General features: G+C 62.4%; 12 protein-coding genes. 3 read left to right on the top strand and 9 right to left on the bottom strand.

Going from position 1 to position 16,861, the window contains the following annotated elements; all coding sequences use genetic code 11:
• Positions 1–230: 230 nt before the first annotated feature.
• The 5 genes from A3AI_RS0108345 to A3AI_RS0108325 all read right to left on the bottom strand — a co-directional run bounded on the left by A3AI_RS0108345 (position 231) and on the right by A3AI_RS0108325 (position 6,257).
• Positions 231–1,307: a class I SAM-dependent methyltransferase gene (locus A3AI_RS0108345; protein ID WP_051382321.1), complete on the bottom strand. Its 1,077-nt coding sequence runs from the start codon at positions 1,305–1,307 to the stop codon at positions 231–233.
• 227 nt (positions 1,308–1,534) lie between these two features.
• Complete coding sequence (locus tag A3AI_RS0108340; RefSeq protein ID WP_245286858.1) at positions 1,535–2,446, bottom strand: alpha/beta hydrolase; 912 nt, start codon at positions 2,444–2,446, stop codon at positions 1,535–1,537.
• Between the two features lie 211 nt (positions 2,447–2,657).
• Positions 2,658–3,833, bottom strand: a complete 1,176-nt coding sequence (pobA, locus tag A3AI_RS0108335) for a 4-hydroxybenzoate 3-monooxygenase (RefSeq protein ID WP_024515150.1) — start codon at positions 3,831–3,833, stop codon at positions 2,658–2,660.
• Between the two features lie 78 nt (positions 3,834–3,911).
• Positions 3,912–5,276, bottom strand: coding sequence for an LLM class flavin-dependent oxidoreductase (locus A3AI_RS0108330; protein ID WP_024515149.1), 1,365 nt, complete (start codon positions 5,274–5,276; stop codon positions 3,912–3,914).
• Between the two features lie 240 nt (positions 5,277–5,516).
• Positions 5,517–6,257, bottom strand: a complete 741-nt coding sequence (locus tag A3AI_RS0108325) for an SDR family oxidoreductase (protein ID WP_024515148.1) — start codon at positions 6,255–6,257, stop codon at positions 5,517–5,519.
• A gap of 125 nt (positions 6,258–6,382) precedes the next feature.
• On the opposite strand from A3AI_RS0108325, the gene A3AI_RS0108320 reads away from it, so the two are divergent.
• A complete protein-coding gene (locus A3AI_RS0108320; RefSeq protein ID WP_024515147.1) occupies positions 6,383–7,279 on the top strand; it encodes a LysR family transcriptional regulator in 897 nt (298 codons plus the stop codon).
• A 106-nt stretch (positions 7,280–7,385) separates the two neighbouring features.
• On the opposite strand, the gene A3AI_RS0108315 is transcribed toward A3AI_RS0108320, so the two are convergent.
• The 3 genes from A3AI_RS0108315 to A3AI_RS0108305 all read right to left on the bottom strand — a co-directional run bounded on the left by A3AI_RS0108315 (position 7,386) and on the right by A3AI_RS0108305 (position 12,285).
• The gene (locus tag A3AI_RS0108315; protein WP_024515146.1) at positions 7,386–9,758 is read right to left on the bottom strand and encodes a phospholipase C/P1 nuclease family protein; all 2,373 of its coding nucleotides are present in this window, start codon (positions 9,756–9,758) and stop codon (positions 7,386–7,388) included.
• Between the two features lie 574 nt (positions 9,759–10,332).
• A complete protein-coding gene (locus tag A3AI_RS0108310; protein ID WP_024515145.1) occupies positions 10,333–11,826 on the bottom strand; it encodes an NAD-dependent succinate-semialdehyde dehydrogenase in 1,494 nt (497 codons plus the stop codon).
• 138 nt (positions 11,827–11,964) lie between these two features.
• A complete protein-coding gene (locus A3AI_RS0108305) occupies positions 11,965–12,285 on the bottom strand; it encodes a hypothetical protein (RefSeq protein ID WP_024515144.1) in 321 nt (106 codons plus the stop codon).
• Between the two features lie 349 nt (positions 12,286–12,634).
• Here A3AI_RS0108305 and A3AI_RS0108300 point away from each other — a divergent pair, with 349 nt between their 5' ends.
• Positions 12,635–13,828, top strand: a complete 1,194-nt coding sequence (locus A3AI_RS0108300) for a serine hydrolase domain-containing protein (RefSeq protein ID WP_024515143.1) — start codon at positions 12,635–12,637, stop codon at positions 13,826–13,828.
• A 171-nt stretch (positions 13,829–13,999) separates the two neighbouring features.
• On the top strand, positions 14,000–15,700 hold the full coding sequence (locus A3AI_RS0108295; RefSeq protein ID WP_198030071.1) for an AMP-binding protein: 1,701 nt from the start codon (positions 14,000–14,002) through the stop codon (positions 15,698–15,700).
• 85 nt (positions 15,701–15,785) lie between these two features.
• Here A3AI_RS0108295 and A3AI_RS0108290 read toward each other — a convergent pair whose 3' ends face one another.
• Positions 15,786–16,787 carry an adenosine kinase gene (locus A3AI_RS0108290; protein ID WP_024515141.1) on the bottom strand — a complete coding sequence of 334 codons (1,002 nt, stop codon included), beginning with the start codon at positions 16,785–16,787 and terminating at the stop codon, positions 15,786–15,788.
• Positions 16,788–16,861 lie beyond the last annotated feature (74 nt).

Raw genomic sequence — 16,861 nt, 5'->3', positions numbered from 1 at the left:
GGTGATCCCGGCGCAGATCGCATTAAACGGCAGAATTTCGGCGCGTGAAAGCATAGCCGATGCTGCGTAGCGGTATCGGGAGATTTTCCCGGCTCTGACGGCGGGCCCACATGCGGGAGGGTTGGCAGGAATTTGCGAGTGCGCGCCCCCCGGGGCAAATCAACTGCGGTTCGCTCCGGCCCCGAACAGGGGAGCAGCTGGGGCTGGTAAACCGGCCCCAGCTGCCAAATTCAGATCCGTGCTTCCAGGATCAGGTTGAACGGTGTGTCGGCTGCACGGCGGAAGCGGGAGAGGCCGGCCTGCCGCGCGACCTCGCGAAGCCTTGCCTCGCCGGCCTGTGCTCCGAGCGCGAGACCGACCTCCTGGTCGAGCGAGGCGGGCGTGCAGATCATGGTTGACGATGCGTAAAAAACCCGCCCGACCGGATTGAGATTATCCTCCAGGCGATCATTGGCGAACGGCTCCACCAGCATGCACGTTCCGTCGGAGGCCAAGGTCTCTCGCACGTGCTTGAGCGCACCTACCGGATCGCCCATGTCATGCAGGCAATCAAAGAAGCAGACCAGATCGTAGCCGCTTCCGGGATAGGTCTTGGCGCTGTGAACATCGAAGGTCACGCGATCGCCGAGCGCTGCTTCTCTTGCCGCCAGCCGCGCAGCGTCGATGGAACCCTCGTGATAGTCAAAGCCGAAGAAACGGGATTTCGGAAAGGCCTCCGCCAAGAACCGGGTGGATACGCCGTGGCCGCAACCGATATCGACCACGCTAGCCCCGCGCTGCAGCTTTTCCACCACGCCGTCGAGCGCTGGCAACCATTCCTGCACAAGATGATGCTTGTAGCTGGTTCGAAAAAAGCGCGCAGTGCCGCAGAACAGGCATTCGCTGCGCCGATTCCAGCCGACGCCTTTGCCGCTCTTGAACGCGTCCGAGATTTTCGGTTCGTCCAGAAACGCCGCGGCAACGAGATTGCCGATGGCGGCCATGAAAAAAGGGCTTTCCTCGTTCGCCAACGCTAGCGCCTGCTCGGGCTGCATCGAGAACGTCTTGCGATCCGGATCATAGTCCACGTAGCCGGAGGCGGCCTGCGTTGCCAGCCACTCCCGAATGTAGCGCTCGGCGGTGCCTGTGGCCTCGGCAAGCGCGGTCGAATTCATCGGACCTTTCTCGGCGAGCACCTTGTAAAGCCCGAGCTTGTCGCCGACCAGCATCGACGAAGCGCTCATCGCCGCTCCGAAGTCGCCGACCATTTTTCCCATGAACGCATTCAACTTATCAGTATCGATAGCCGTGTCGGTATCAATAGCCATTGCCGGCCTCCATCGCGTATCGCCACATTGCGTCAAATCGGATACTTCAGGACGATGATGGGATCGGATGCCCGCAGAATAATGTCAGCGTTCAGAAATTGCATTGCATCTGTAACGACCCGGGTGCACCTCGTCGCTCAGTCTGGAAGAAGACGTGCCATGAATGATCACAGCGTAAAAGCTGCGCTATAGCTGCACGCGGCGAAGCGACCGAAACAGCAGCCGCTCTATAGCTTCCGAACGAAGGCTTCGAGCGCTTCGTTCGTCTCCGGCGGGGCTTCCTGCTGCACCCAATGTCCAATGCCCGGAATGATAGTGGACCCGCGGAAGTCAGCACAAGCAATCCCTGGGCTGGCGTAAAGGTCCAGGTCCGGGACAAATGCGCGCACGGGGTCGCGCTCGCCGGCAATGAACGTTGACGGTTGCACGATGCTCCGCCCGCTTAATTCGGCGAGTTCGTTGAAATCGATCTCCTCGGCGCGGTATCGATTGATGGGTCCGCGAAAACCGCCCGCGCGAAATGCGTCAAGGTAAATATCGAGATCAGACTCGTCCATCCACCCTGGAAACGGCTGCGGATCGACCAGCCCGTCCAGCAGCTTTGCCTCCAGCGGCTTCCGCTCGATCCACTTGTTGAGGGGCGCGGCCCCGGACAGCGCAAAATAAATCCTGCGTAACGCGCTCGCGACATCCGACTCCAGCTCGGCCTCGACGACGCCCTCCTGCTGGAAGTACAACTGATAGAAGAAACGTCCCTTGTAGGCGGATCGCACCAGGTCGATGAACGGCGCGCGTCCCCGCGGAATGTAGGGAACGCTGAATCCCGCAACCGCCCTGACCTTATCGGGGTGCAGCAAAGCGGTGTTCCAGGCGATGGGCGCGCCCCAGTCATGACCAAACAGAATGGCCGGCTCATCTCCCATGCGATCGATCACGGCAGCGACGTCAGAGGCCATATTGCGCAACGTGTAGGCCTCGATCTCCCGGGGCTTCGAGCTGCGTCCGTAGCCGCGCACGTCTAGCGCGGCTACGCGAAAGCCGCGACTTGCAAAATGCGCGATCTGGTGCCGCCAGGAATACCACAGCTCCGGGAAACCATGAATGCAGACGATCAGAGGTCCTGAGCCGCTAACCGCCACGTTAAGCTCGACTGGCCCGTTATAGACAGTGAGAAAATCCACCACGACCTTACATGTCCCGGAATCGTATTGAATGGCGGGTCCGGCGTCGCGCGCGCCCCAACACGCTGCTAGGCGCTTCGTGTTACCTGGCAGTGTCCAGTTCGGGAATTGGCGTTACATCGGTAACCGGCGGTGCGGTCGACGCGCCCGGCGCTCATGCATGGCCGAGTCAGTCCTCGAAGGGCAGCCCGACATACTGCTCGGCCAGCGCAGCCTGCGCGGCATTGGACGAACGCAGATAATCGAATTCGTTGAGATGCATGCGGCGGCCGAATGGGTCTTCATCGGGAAATACGTGCAAGAGCTGCGTCAGGTGCCAGGAGATGCGCTCCGCGCTCCAGACGCGCCTCAACGCCATGTCCGAATAGAGATCGAGATATCGAGACTCTCCTCGCTTGAACCATGCCTCGAGCGCCCGATGCAAAAAGAACACGTCGGATACCGCGAGATTCAGGCCCTTGGCGCCGGTCGGCGGGACGATATGGGCGGCATCTCCCGCAAGGAACAGCCGTCCGTGGCGCATCGGCTCCGAGACAAAACTGCGCAACGGGGCGATCGACTTTTCGATCACGGGGCCCTCGACGATCCGATCGGCGACGTCCTGCGGAAAGCGGCGCTTGAGCTCGTTCCAGAATTTTTCGTCGGGCCATTCGGCGACATCAGTACCAAGATCGCACTGAATGTAGTACCGGCTCAGCGTCGGACTGCGCTGTGAAGCCAGCGCGAATCCGCGGCTGTGATGTGCATACATGATTTCGTTGAGCGGCGCCGCTTCCGACATGACGCCGAGCCAACCGAACGCGTAGGTGCGCTCGAAGGTTCTTTGCACCGAGGCCGGAATGCTGCGCCGGGAGACGCCGTGGAAGCCATCGCAACCCGCGATGATCCCGCAGTCCAGGCGCTGCTCCACACCATTATGCGCGAAGGTCACATATGGCTTGTCGCCGGCGATATCATGCAGCTCAACGTTCTTGGCCTCATCGATCACCTGTCCTCCATTGCGGGTGCGGATCCGGTACAGTTCCTCCGTTATGGCGGTCTGTCCAAAGGCCATCATCTGTCTGCCGGTAAACTTCCTGGTGTCGATCAGAAATAGCGGCCGATCCTCCCAGGCGATCCAGGCTCCGTCATGAACATGACCCTCTCGATCCATGCGCTCGCCGAGCCCGACGTCCCGCAACAGCTTGATGGTGCCGCTTTCAAGCACACCCGCGCGGATTCGCTGCAGCACATGGTCCCTGCTCTGCCGTTCGAGCACGATGCTGTCGATGCCTGCGAGATGCAGCATGTGCGAGAGCAATAGGCCTGCCGGCCCACCGCCAATGATTGCAACCTGCGTCCTCAACATCGTTTCTCCTTGGCCGCAGCCTGAGCGAACATTTGCCGCCAACCGAGCATGTGCGTTCCCGGTTCCTGCATAGTCCTATTCGGCTGCGACGCGCGGCTCTGGTTTCCAGGCGCCCGCCGCCGGGCGCTGCAGTCCGAGATTTTCGCGCAACGTCTTCCCGGAATAGTCCTGGTGAAAGAGCCCGCGCCGCTGCAGTTCCGGCACCACGTACTCGACAAAATCGGCGTAGGAGCCGGGCACATGGGTTGCGGCGATGACGAAGCCGTCACAGGCCCGGCCGACGAACAGCTCTTCCAGTTCGTCGGCGACCTCCTTTGGTCCGCCGACGATCGCGTCAAAGGGCTTGGAGCGGTCGCCATATGTGAGAAAGTCGCGCGTGGATGGATTGGCCTTGCCGGACGCTTTCACCACCATGTCGCGGATGGGAATCATGCCCTGCATGCTCTGAAGCTCTGCAGTGGTCAGCGGCTCGTCGATCGGCTTCGCGCCGAAATCGAAGTTGAGACCTTCGGCGAGCAGTGACAGCGCATCGATTTCCAGCGACAGCTTCTGGATCAGCGCCATCTTGTCCTCCGCTTCCGACTTGGTCGCCGCGCAGACGGGCGTTGTCAGCTTGCAGATCAACACCTGGTCGGGATCGCGACCGGCCTGTGCAGCCTCGCGCCGCGCCGCGTCATAGCCCGTATAGCCCTCTCGGACCATTGCGCGCGTCGGGAAGGGCGTGAAGATCACTTCTGCCCATCGGCCGGCGAAACGCTGGCCGCGGCCGGAGGCGCCGGCCTGGATGATGACGGGATGGCCTTGCGGCGAGCGAGGCACGGTGAAAGGCCCGCGCGATCTGAAGAACCTCCCCTGATGATCCAGCCGCCTGACCTTGGCCGGATCGGCGAAGTGGCCGCGCGCCTTGTCGACGATCAACGCACCGTCTTCCCAGGTATCCCAGTGGCCAAGCACAACTTCCATGAATTCATCGGCGCGGTCATAGCGCAGATCGTGCGCGAGGTGCTCGTCCTTGCCCATGTTGAGGGCTTCGCCGTCATTGACCGATGTCACGACGTTCCAGCCGACGCGGCCGCCTGTCATCAGGTCGAGCGTTGCGAAGCGGCGGGCCAAATCGAACGGCTCGAAATAGGTCGTCGAGCCGGTCGCGGCGAGCCCGAGATTCTCGGTGACCGTGGCCATCGCCGTCAGCACGACGATGGGATCCATCTTCACACAGCGGATGCCATATTCGACCGCATGCGCGTGGTCGTTACCGTAGCGGTCCGGCATCGCCAGCCGATCGTCGAAGAAGGCCATGTGGAACTTGCCCGCTTCCAGAATGCGAGCGATCTCCTGGTAATAGCCCACCGACATCGAGTCGGTGCGCGATTGCGGATGACGCCAGGAGCTTGGCAAGGTGGTGCAGTTCTGAGCTTGCATGAAGCCGATGATCGTCATTTGCCGCATCGGGCTGTCCTCGTTTTGTTGGCGCTTGTCCTGCTTGCCGCCCCACGCATTGCGAGCCGCCTTGAGGGCGCTCAAACGCAGGATCATGGCCAACGTGTTGCACCGAGGTTTCAAGTCTGGAGAACTTGGCTACGACGGAAACGGCGGCGCCACGCGAATTTGCTCATGGGGAATCTGCTTCGACATCGCCAATGTCTTGGATTGGGGGATGTCCGGAGTTGAGAGGCGGGATCAGATGATCCCGCCATTGGCGCGAAGCACCTGGCCGTTGATCCAGCTTCCGTCGGGGCCGGCGAGGAAGGAGACCGACGCGGCGATATCGGAGGGCTCGCCGAGCCGCTCCAGCGGCGCGAGCTTCACCAGGCGATCAATCACCTCTTTCGGCTTGCCCTCAAGGAACAGTTTCGTTGCCGTCGGTCCCGGAGCGACTGCGTTAACGGTGATGTTGCGGCCACGCAGCTCCTTGGAGAGCACATGCGTCATGGCTTCGACCGCGGCCTTGGTGGCAGCGTAGACGCCGTAGGTCGGATGGAGCAGGTAGGCCTGGCTCGACGACAGGTTGATGATGCGCCCGCCATTGCGCAGCCGGCGCGACGCCTCGCGCAGCGTGTTGAAGGTGCCCTTGAGGTTGATCGCCATATGGCTATCGAACAATGCGTCATCGCTGTCGGCGAGGCTCTGCAGCCGCATGATCCCGGCATTGTTGACCAGCACGTCGACACCGCCGAACGCCGCATCCGCCATGTCGAACATCCGCGATACGGCAGCAGCGTCGCTGACGTCCGCCTGCGCGGTGACCGCGCGGCCGCCTGCCTGCTCGATCTTTCCGGCCAGCGCCTCGGCCTCGGCCTCGCCGCCCGCATAGTTGATCACGACCGTGAAGCCGTCGGCTGCGAGCCGCTCGGCGATAGCGGCGCCGATGCCCCGCGAGGAGCCGGTGACGATTGCGACTTTTCCGTTTGCCTTTGACATTTTCCCTCTCCGTATTTTTGACGCCGCGCTCTCTGCGGCCGACACGGAGGAATTTGCGCTTTACACAATCAAAGATAATCAGGCATAAATTGACATCATTGTTCTATTATGACGAACAATAGACCATGGACCGATTTGATGCGATGCGGCTGTTCATACGCGTGGTCGAGCGTCGCAGCTTCACGCAGGCCGCCCACGACATCGGATTGCCGCGCTCGACGGCGACGCAGGCGATCCACCAGCTCGAACGCAGGCTCGGCGTGCGGCTGCTCCAGCGCACCACGCGCGTGGTGCGGCCGACGCTGGATGGCGAAGCCTATTACCGGCGATGCCTCGCGATCCTCCAGGACGTGGACGACGCGGAGGGCGCGTTCGCCGGCACCAAGCCGAAGGGCACGTTGCGCATCGAGGTGCAGGGCACGCTGGCGCGCCATTTCCTGATGCCGAACCTGCCGGCATTCCTCGAGCAATATCCCGACATCGAGATCGTGATGAGCGAGAGCGATCGCTGGGTCGACCTTGTGCATGAAGGCGTGGACTGCGCGCTGCGCTGGGGCGAACTCGCCGACAGCGGATTGGTGGCGCGCCGCCTCACCGTGCTGACCCGCATCACCTGCGCGGCTCCCACCTATCTGAAGCGCTTCGGCCACCCGAAATCGTTACAGAGCCTCGGCGTGGGCCATCAGATTGTCGGCTTGCGTCTGCTCACCAGCGGCGACCTCGAACCGCTGACCTTTACCGTCGATGGCAGGATCGAGAGCATGCTGCTTCCCGCCCCGTTCTCGGCCACGGGGCCGGAAAGCTATCTGCTGGCGACGAGGCTTGGTCTCGGGCTCGCACAGATGCCGCATTTTCACATTGCCGAGGATCTCAAACGCGGTAGCCTGGTGGCTGTGCTGACCGACAATCCGCCGCCATCCGCGCCAGTCTCGCTGATGTATGCGCAGAACCGCCAGCTCTCGCCGCGCGTGCGCGCCTTCAGCGACTGGCTCGCGCAGCAGTTTCGCAGAAGCGAGGCGTGAAGCGTGGGCTGTAGCCGTTGCTGCCCCCGCTTCGCTCAAGAGCCTCTGGTCCCGGCACTCCGCGCTCCTACGCCGACAAGCCGCGCCGGATTCGATCAGAGCCGGGTCACGGTTCGAACTTACCGCTCTCCGCCATCTCATCCAAGCTGAGGCTAGGCACGAACTTCTGATCGCGGCGATAGACCGGCTCGAGTTCCTCCTCTTCGTAGGTCCTTATCTTGGCTTTGGGGACGCCGGACCCTCCGCCGGCTTGCCAGGCCGACGTCCAGAGCGCGGCAAGCACTCTCACGCTATCTGCCAAGGACCGTATCGTCGCCTTCCTGATATCGTCGTCATTCCAGAGAGCGGTAGCTCTCGCTTTCGGGCCCAGCGACGGGTCGTCCGCGTCAATGATCGTCTTGGGTGCGAGGCGGGTCTGCGCATCGCTCATTAGCGCGATGACGGCCTTCGCCGCACCATGGCCGCTTCGATCCACTTTCACATCGCGCTGCTTTTTGAGTTCCTCGTCGATCGCAGCGAGAGCACCCGCCGTGTCGACCTCAAGCATGGTCTCTTCGTAAATGCCGTGGATCTGCGCCTCGCGGCTCGTCTTGAACTCCTTGAACTCGTCACTGTCGCGCGGCACCGGATAATTTCGGCCGCCCACCCTCTTCATCGGAGGGATGCCGTGATGCATGTATGAACAGTGCAGTGGTTGAGACGCGTCGCCGACATAGTGTGCCATGACGCCCGCGCCGGCCACGAAACGAAGCACGTCACCTTTCTTGAGGTAAGCCACCATCGCATCCCATATCTGCCAGACCCGGAATGGCAGCGCGCCCTCCTCGGGCCCGACGTCTTTTGCGGCGAATCCATCGAAGTAAGCCTTCCATTTGCTGGCGGAGATGTTGGCCGGGTCGTCCACGCAGCGTTGCAGCATGGACGGGCCGCCATCGATGTCCTCAATGTCGATATCCGCAAAGTGCTGGATGTTTTCCGAGCCTCGGCCTGCGCCATGGACCCAAACATAGTCTGGAACATCCGCCAGCGGGACGAATCCGTCACGTCCAACGCGAAATCCCGATCCGTCCGCGATCGTCTCATTGGGGAAGCCGATGCGCTCCTGATTCGCCTTCATGAGGCGACCGAGATCGCCGGAGAGCCGGTCGCAGGCTTTCCATCCGATGGAGAAGTGACCGATTTTACCCCAATACTCATCGTGACCGAGGCTCCAATTGCGGACCACCTCCACATCGAGCGAGCGGCAGATGCTGGAGAGAAACGATCCCAGGGCGTAAGCGCTTCGTACGCCGTCCTGCGTCATCACGCGCTGGCCACCCCATTGCATTGCGATCGGGCGAAGCCGGCGAACCCGCACGCCTGCCTCGGCGGCCTCCTCGCCAACGCCGAGGTCTTCGTTGGCGTCATTGGGGCGCGGTTTGAATGGCGGATCATAGAACCAGAGCGTTCCGGAGTCCCCCGGACGGGTCAGAGGATGCTCGATCTTGGGGTGCTTGATCCTGGCGTGGTCGTCGTTGCGCCGCGGACCGATCAGCAGATCGGTCGCGTATTCGCGCCCGCCCTGGACCTCGTAGCGGAAGAACAGCGCCCGCACCTCGCCTTCGATCACGCCGCTTGTGCCGCCAAAGGCGCGCACCGGACAGCCGATGATGTCAAGGGTGACCGAATGCTCAGTCGCATCGAACACGTCGCCAATCTCGCCAATGCCGAAGGCCTGCGAGGTCCACTCGTTTATGTCGTTGATCTTGATCAGACCCGCATCAAGAGTGAGCAGCGTGCTCTGCTCGCCCCACAGCGGGAACACCGACGACATCGGTTGGCGATCAACGGCAATATTGGAAGTCTTCCCGATAGGTTCGTAGTTGCCGCGGATATAGGCCTTCACGATCTCGCCATCGCCGCCGGCGACGTGACGATTCGTAAGACCATAGTAGGAGCCGCCCTTCCGCACGAGACAAGCGAAAGTGCCGAGCGCCTGCTCCCCCTGATGTTCCCGCAGACATGAGTAGCCGCCGCCCAGCAGATGGCTGGCGTGGAACGGTCCAGCGCTCTGCTCAGGCAGAGCTTCGTCTGGCGGCGCTGCGATGACGCAGGTCGGGACCACGCGACCATCCGCGAGGTACAGGGTGCTCGGCACGGCATTGGCCCCGAGATGTTCTGGCTGCTCCCATTGTTTGACAAAAACCAGAACGGCGGGCCAAGACCATGGCCGAATGACCGAGTTTGCCAACGTCCGAGGACCCTTGACACGCGCGACACTTGGCGGGCGTGGCCGGTCAGGTGGATTCTCCGCGTACCAATCATCTTGCCGAATGCAGTAGCGCCCGATGGCCGTCGCGATCACGTTGTCAAGCTGCGAAAGATAGACGTGATACGCCTCACGCGCGTCGAGCAGGTCCTTGAGCGAGAGCGAGGCGTAGTCCCGTCGTGGTGGAAAGATGCCCGTGCTGCCGGCAGGGCGTCGGGTCTGCAGCGCCATCACACCCTTGGAAGGTCGAGGCGATTTGCGCGTCGATCTTGCATTCATGACATTTCGCTCCGATGTCGAATCAGACGGCGGCATCGCAACAACCTTGCGGCAAGCAGATTCTCTGTCGGGTTGAACGCCTGAACGAAGTCGCACCGGTCGGCGCCGCGAACTTTCGTTCCGGAGCCGGCCGCCCGCGACTCTGATTCTGGTAGTACGCAGTAACCAGACGGCAATCGCAATTGCGGCTACTTACACAAGGTGGTTGATCGCAGCCCTCAGAAATAGCAGTTTTCGAAATCACTAACTCAAGTAGTATACAACCACGACTTGTTTATTCGCAAGGGCGCAGGTCTAAACCACACCTCAATAATCTCACCTGCGATTGCGTCGCGCAGGTGCTTGAAAATTGACATGCTCGCTGCAGGCGCATCGCTTCGATCAGGTCGCAGGTTTTTCCTGGATGCAACAATGTTGCAAAAGAATGCCCGGGTTCAAGCCCGGGCACGGAAAGCGTCGCCGACGCGGCGGCCTGTGGCTATCAGCTACGCCTTCGCCGCGGCGATGCTACAATCGCACGGCGGGATTACACCCCCGCCATCATCACATACTTGATCTCGAGATATTCCTCGATGCCGTGATGCGAGCCTTCGCGGCCGAGGCCGCTTTCCTTGACGCCGCCGAACGGCGCGACCTCGGTGGTGATCAGGCCGGTGTTGACGCCGACCATGCCGCTTTCCAGCGCTTCGGCCACCCGCCAGACGCGCCCCAAATCGCGGGCGTAGAAATAGGAGGCAAGCCCGAACGGCGACTTGTTGCACATCGCGATCACGTCGGCCTCGTCCTTGAAGCGGATCACCGGCGCGAGCGGGCCGAAGGTTTCCTCGTGCGCGACCAGCGCGTCAGGGCTCACATGGGAAAGCACCGTCGGCTCGAAGAAGGTGCCGCCGAGCGCCGAGCGCTTGCCGCCGATGACGATCTTCGCACCGCCTTTCACCGCGTCGGCAATATGACGCTCGACCTTGTCGACCGCTTCCATGTTGATCAGCGGTCCCTGCGTGACGCCTTGCTCGGTACCGTCGCCGATCTTCATGGCGCCGACCTTCTTGGTCAGCTTCTGGACGAACTCATCGTAGATCTTGTCCTGGGCATAGATGCGGTTGGCACAGACGCAGGTCTGCCCCGCGTTGCGGTATTTGGAGACGATGGCGCCCTCGACCGCCGCGTCGATATCGGCATCGTCGAACACCACGAAGGGCGCATTGCCGCCGAGCTCGAGCCCGAGCTTCTTCACGCCGACGGCGGACTGGCGATACAAAATCTTGCCGACCTCGGTCGAGCCGGTGAAGCCGACGAAGCGCACGGCGGGATGTTCGCACAAGACCTTGCCGATCGGCGGTGCATCGCCGGTGATGATGTTCAAAACGCCCTTGGGGATGCCCGCCTTCTCGGCGAGCGCAGCAAGCGCGAGTGCCGAGAGCGGCGTCTCGTTGGCGGGTTTGAGCACCACGGTGCAGCCGGCGGCGATCGCGGGCGACACCTTGCGGGTGATCATGGAGTTCGGGAAATTCCACGGCGTGATGGCGCCGCAGACGCCCACCGGCTGCTTGATCGCAAGTAGCCGCGCATCGGCGCGCTGCGAGGGAATGGTCTCGCCATAGACGCGGCGCGCCTCCTCGGCGAAGAACTCGATATAGGCTGCGCCGATATCGACCTCGCCCAGCGCCTCCGCCAGCGGCTTGCCCTGCTCGGAGGTGAGGATCAACGCGAGGTCGTCGCGGTTGGCGATGATCAGCTCGAACCATTTGCGCAAGGTATTGGAACGCTGCTTGGCGGTGAGCTTGGCCCAGGCTGGAAACGCACGCTGCGCCGCTTCCACGGCCTGCGTGCAATCGTCGGCGCTGAGCTGCGGTATTTTGGCGATCTCGCGACCTGTCGCCGGATTGTTCACCGCGAACACCGGCGTGCCGACCCAGGCGCCGTCGATATAGCAGCGGTCGCGCAACAGCGAGGGATCTTTCAGGCGATCGCGCAGGCTTTGGATCGCTTGCGAAGCGCGTGCGGCGGCAGTCGGGGTCATGGCGTCTCTCCAGGCCTTCTCGGGATTGATCCCAATATAGGCCGGCAGGCGCGCCAAAGCGACCTCCGCCGGAAGCGAGGCTGCGTCAAGCCAAAGTCAGGGCTGAACGGAAGGACAGATAAAGAAGGGGCGGCAACTTCAGGCGGCGCCGCTGATATAGGTTTCGCGGCGGCCGATCATACGATCGGCGGCGTCCCTCGCGTCCGCCTTGGTCGAGGTGGCACAGGTCCGATATTCGAGATCAGGAACCTCCGACGTATCGCGCCGGCCGAACCAGGATTTCGTGCCCAGCGGCAACAGCGCCAGCGCCTGCGCGAGATTGTCGACCGCGCCGAACGAATGCACGGCGCCGGTTGCGGCAATTCGTACTTCGTAAATGCCCGGCGAAATCGGCGCTTCGAGATTCTCGCCACGCCCGGGTCTGGGGTAGCGTTTCCATTCGCTCCAGGTGGAGATCATTTCAGCCCCCTTGCGGCTTTCAGGAAGCCGCAAAAATCTGTATTAAAATTTATGGAAAATTGGCGCCAGCCAGCGTCAATTCATCCGGGATGTGAACGCCTTACTGTGAAAATGGTTTCAAGGACAGTACGCCACGAGCATATCGCCGATGCGCTGTAGGGTCACTGCGGGTTGAAGCGGTTTCCCCCTCAATTTGCACAGTGTGGTAAATCCGCACGCCCCCATGGCCTTTTTCGTTCGCGCGCGATCACGAGATTGCGGCCGCTATCGCTGCGCCGAAAACCCTGCTTGCCGGATCACGATCTTGGGAGGAAGATCATTCTCTCATAAAACAATCGGGAGGATGCCCATGCAAAGCAAGGCTCAGATCGACCAGGCGTTGCGTTCCAAATGCGACGCCAAGGAAATCCCCGGCGTTGTTGCCGTCGCTGCCAGCGGCAGCGAGGTGATCTACCAGGGCGCATTCGGCAAGCGCGACCTGGCAAAAGACGATCCGATGACAACAGACAGCGTGTTCTGGATCGCCTCGATGACGAAAGCGGTGACAAGCGCCGCGGCGATGCAGCTGGTCGAGCAGGGCAAGCTCTCGCTCGACGATCCCATCGGCAAGCTCTTGCCCGATCTCGCCTCGCCCCAGGTGCTCGAAGGTTTTGATGCGAAAGGCGAGCCGGTGCTGCGTGCCGCAAAGCGGCCGATCACGCTGCGCCATCTCATGACCCACACCGCAGGCTTCTGCTACGATCTGTGGAACGCCGACATGGGCCGCTACATGGAGAAGAAGGGCGTTCCCGGCATCATAAGCTGCAAGAATGATGCGCTGAAGACCCCGCTCGCGACCGATCCCGGCACGCGCTGGGAATACGGCATCAATATCGATTTCGTCGGCAAGGCCGTGGAAGCCGCGTCTGGCAAGCGTCTCAATGCCTATTTGCGCGATCACATTTTCGCCCCGCTCGGGATGAACGACACCGACTTCAAGATCACCGACGAAATGCGCAAACGCCTGGTCGGCGCGCATGCGCGCGGACCGGATGGGACACTCTCGCCATTGCCGTTCGAGCTGGAGCAGGAGCCGGAATTCCACATGGGCGGCGGCGGGCTCTATTCGACCGGCGGCGACTACATCAAGTTCTGCCAGATGATCCTCAACAGGGGCCGCGGCAACGGAAACCAGCTGCTCAAGCCGGAAACGGTCGCGTTGATGGCGCAGAACAATATGGGCGATCTCGTCGTCACCAAGATGGTCACGGCCGCGCCGATCTATACCAACGACGTCGACCTCTTCCCTGGCATGGTCAAGCAGTGGGGCCTCAGCTTCATGATCAACACCGCGCTCACGCCGGAAGGGCGCAGCCCCGGCAGCCTGTTCTGGGCCGGGCTCGCCAACACCTACTTCTGGATCGATCCGGCGCGCGACGTGGCCGGCGTGATCCTGATGCAGCTGTTGCCGTTCGCGGACAGGGACTGCCTGGAAGCCTTCGCCGCGTTTGAGCGCGGCGTCTATGCCGGACTCGATGCCGCCGGCGGCAAGAAGGCGGCCTGACCGGTCCTGTCATACCCGTCGTTCGCCCCGGCCCTTTGCAAGACCAGGGGCGAACCTTCCTGCAACGTAAGTCGAACCTGCCGAACGCCCGGCAATTTACTATGATGCGTGTAAAAGCGCCGGGCGGGACGCTGCGCGATCTTGTGCGCAGACACCCGGCCAGGGGAGGAGATGGACGTGGGCGAGCGAGCAGATAGCTATGTGTGCGGCGTCTCCGACACGCCGCTGTTGGGCGAGACGATCGGCCGAAGCCTCGATCGCGCGCGCGAGCGCTGGGGCGACCGCGAAGCGCTGGTGTCGCCGAGCCACAATGTCCGCTGGAGCTGGCGCGAATTCGCCGAGCGCGTCGATGCGCTGGCCGCGGGCTTCCTGGCACTCGGCCTCGAACGCGGCGAGCGGATCGGCATCTGGTCGCTCAATCGTCCCGAATGGACGCTCACACAATTCGCCGCCGCCAAGGCGGGGCTGATCCTGGTCACAATCAATCCCGCCTATCGTCTGAGCGAGCTGGAATTCGCGCTCGCGAAAGTAGGATGCGCGGCGATCGTCACCGCGACCACGTTCAAGACCAGCAACTACATGGAGATGGTCAATACGCTGGTGCCCGAACTCGCGAGCGCCGAACCGGGCCACCTGCGGGCAAGCCGCCTGCCGCAATTGCGCGCGGTGATCCAGATCGGCGGTTCTCTCTTTCCCGGCACGATCCCGTTCGACGAGGTCGCGACCATGGGCGGCGCTCGGCATCGCGAGCAACTGGAGAGAATCGGCAAAGATCTGCAGTTCGATGACCCCGTCAATATCCAGTTCACCAGCGGCACCACCGGATCGCCGAAGGGCGTGACGCTGACCCATCACAACATTCTCAACAACGGTTATTTCACCGGCCGCGCGATGCGCCTGACCGAGAACGACCGGATCTGCATCCCGGTGCCGCTCTATCACTGCTTTGGCATGGTGATGGGCAATCTCGCCTCGGTCTCGATCGGTGCCACCATGGTCTATCCCGGCGAGGGATTTGATCCGCTGGCGACCTTGCGCACCATCGAGCAGGAAAAATGCACCGCGCTCTATGGCGTGCCGACCATGTTCATCGCCGAGCTCGATCACCCTGAATTTGCAAGCTTCAATCTCAAATCGCTGCGCACCGGCATCATGGCCGGCGCCCCCTGCCCGATCGAGGTGATGAAGCGCGTCAACAATGAGATGAACATGGGCGAGGTCACGATCGCCTATGGCATGACCGAGACCAGCCCGGTCAGCTTCCAGAGCGCGGTCGATGATCCGCTCGAACGGCGGGTGTCGACGGTCGGACGCATCCATCCGCATGTCGAGGTCAAGATCGTCGATCTCGAAGGCAAGATCGTGCCGCGCGGCCAGCGCGGCGAGCTTTGCACCCGCGGCTACAGCGTCATGCTCGGCTATTGGGATGAGCCTGCAAAAACCGGCGAGGTGCTCGACCGCAGCGGCTGGATGCACACCGGCGACCTCGCCGTCATCGACGACGACGGCTATTGCAACATTGTCGGCCGCATCAAGGACATGGTGATCCGCGGCGGCGAGAACCTCTACCCGCGCGAGATCGAGGAGTTCCTCTATCGCCATCCCAAGATCCAGGACGTGCAGATCTTCGGCGTCGCCGACGAGCGCTATGGCGAGGAGCTCTGCGCCTGGATCAGGGTCCGCAGCGGAGAAGCGCTGACCGCGGACGAGGTGCGTACGTTCTGCCAGGGGCAGATCGCGCACAATAAGATCCCGCGCTATGTCGAATTCGTCGACGAATTCCCGATGACCGTGACCGGGAAGATCCAGAAATTTTTGATGCGGGAGGCGGTCGAGCGGCGACTCGGGTTGAAGGCGGCGAAGACGGCGTAGCTGTGGTCGAGATTGGGTTCAGCTGATTGAGGCCGTGCGCACCTCTCCCCGGCGGGGAGAGGTGAACGGAGGGTCCGCCCCGTCCCTAAACCGATAGCCCGTTCTGCTGTGCCAGCTCCTTCAGCGACACCTGCGGCCGCGCGCCGATGTGCTGGATCACCTCGGCCGCCGCGAGGCCGCCGAGCCGCCCGGCATTCTCGTAGCCCGCGCCACGCACCAGGCCGAACAGGAAGCCGGCCGCGAACAGATCGCCGGCACCGGTCGTATCCGTGACCTGGGCGACCGGAAAGGCCGGTACCGCGATCACGCCCTCGCTTGAGGCCACCACGCATCCCTTTTCGCTGCGCGTGACCACGCCGAGCTTGGCATCCACACGCAGCTGTTTCAGCGCGGTGTCGAAGTCGGACGTTTCGTAAAGCGAGCGCAGCTCGGCCTCGTTGGCGAACACCAGGTCCACCGTGCCCTTGCGCATCAGCTCCAGGAACTCGTCGCGGTAGCGATCGACGCAGAAGGAATCCGACAGCGTCAGCGCGACCTGCCGCCCCGCCTCATGGGCGATGTCGGATGCCTTGACGAAGGCGTCCTTGGCGCTCTTCGGGTCCCACAAATAGCCCTCGAGATAGACGATCCGCGAAGCCGCAATCTGCGCCGGATCGATATCATCAGGCGTCAGGTCCTGCGCCGCGCCGAGATAGGTGTTCATGGTCCGCTCGCCGTCGCCCGTGACCAGGATGTAGGAGCAGCCGGTGGCCGGGCCGTCAGACGCAGGTGTTGTGTCGAATGTAACGCCCGCGGCGCGGATGTCATGGGCATAGAGCCCGCCGATCTGGTCGGCCTTGACCTTTCCGACATAGGCGGCGCGGGCCCCGAAGCTCGCGAGCCCGACAATGGTATTGGCGGCGGAGCCGCCACTCATTTCGGTCGCCGGCCCCATATCGCCGTAGATTGCCCTGGCGCGCGGCTCATCGATCAGCGCCATGCCACCCTTGGTCATGCCGTGGCGGCTCAGGAAGGCCTCATCCGTCTTGACCAGCACGTCGAAAATCGCATTGCCGATCCCGAGAACGTCGTATCTGGCGTCAGTCATTCCTTTAGGTCCTGCGTTTAAGCTCTGGTTCCGGCGATTGCGGTCCGGTCAAAAATCCGGTTTAGAAACCTGTC

It is taken from the genome of Bradyrhizobium sp. Tv2a-2, assembly GCF_000472425.1.
Lineage (GTDB): Bacteria > Pseudomonadota > Alphaproteobacteria > Rhizobiales > Xanthobacteraceae > Bradyrhizobium.
This window is presented reverse-complemented; position numbering and strand designations above follow the sequence as displayed.

Excerpts from the sequence above, each read along its gene's own strand:
- A3AI_RS0108345 (WP_051382321.1), bottom strand. The coding sequence starts at position 1,307 with ATGGCTATTGATACCGACACGGCTATCGATACTGATAAGTTGAATGCG.
- A3AI_RS0108330 (WP_024515149.1), bottom strand. The coding sequence starts at position 5,276 with ATGACGATCATCGGCTTCATGCAAGCTCAGAACTGCACCACCTTGCCA.
- A3AI_RS0108325 (WP_024515148.1), bottom strand. The coding sequence starts at position 6,257 with ATGTCAAAGGCAAACGGAAAAGTCGCAATCGTCACCGGCTCCTCGCGG.
- A3AI_RS0108320 (WP_024515147.1), top strand. The coding sequence starts at position 6,383 with ATGGACCGATTTGATGCGATGCGGCTGTTCATACGCGTGGTCGAGCGT.
- A3AI_RS0108315 (WP_024515146.1), bottom strand. The coding sequence starts at position 9,758 with ATGGCGCTGCAGACCCGACGCCCTGCCGGCAGCACGGGCATCTTTCCA.
- A3AI_RS0108310 (WP_024515145.1), bottom strand. The coding sequence starts at position 11,826 with ATGACCCCGACTGCCGCCGCACGCGCTTCGCAAGCGATCCAAAGCCTG.
- A3AI_RS0108305 (WP_024515144.1), bottom strand. The coding sequence starts at position 12,285 with ATGATCTCCACCTGGAGCGAATGGAAACGCTACCCCAGACCCGGGCGT.
- A3AI_RS0108300 (WP_024515143.1), top strand. The coding sequence starts at position 12,635 with ATGCAAAGCAAGGCTCAGATCGACCAGGCGTTGCGTTCCAAATGCGAC.
- A3AI_RS0108295 (WP_198030071.1), top strand. The coding sequence starts at position 14,000 with ATGGACGTGGGCGAGCGAGCAGATAGCTATGTGTGCGGCGTCTCCGAC.
- A3AI_RS0108290 (WP_024515141.1), bottom strand. The coding sequence starts at position 16,787 with ATGACTGACGCCAGATACGACGTTCTCGGGATCGGCAATGCGATTTTC.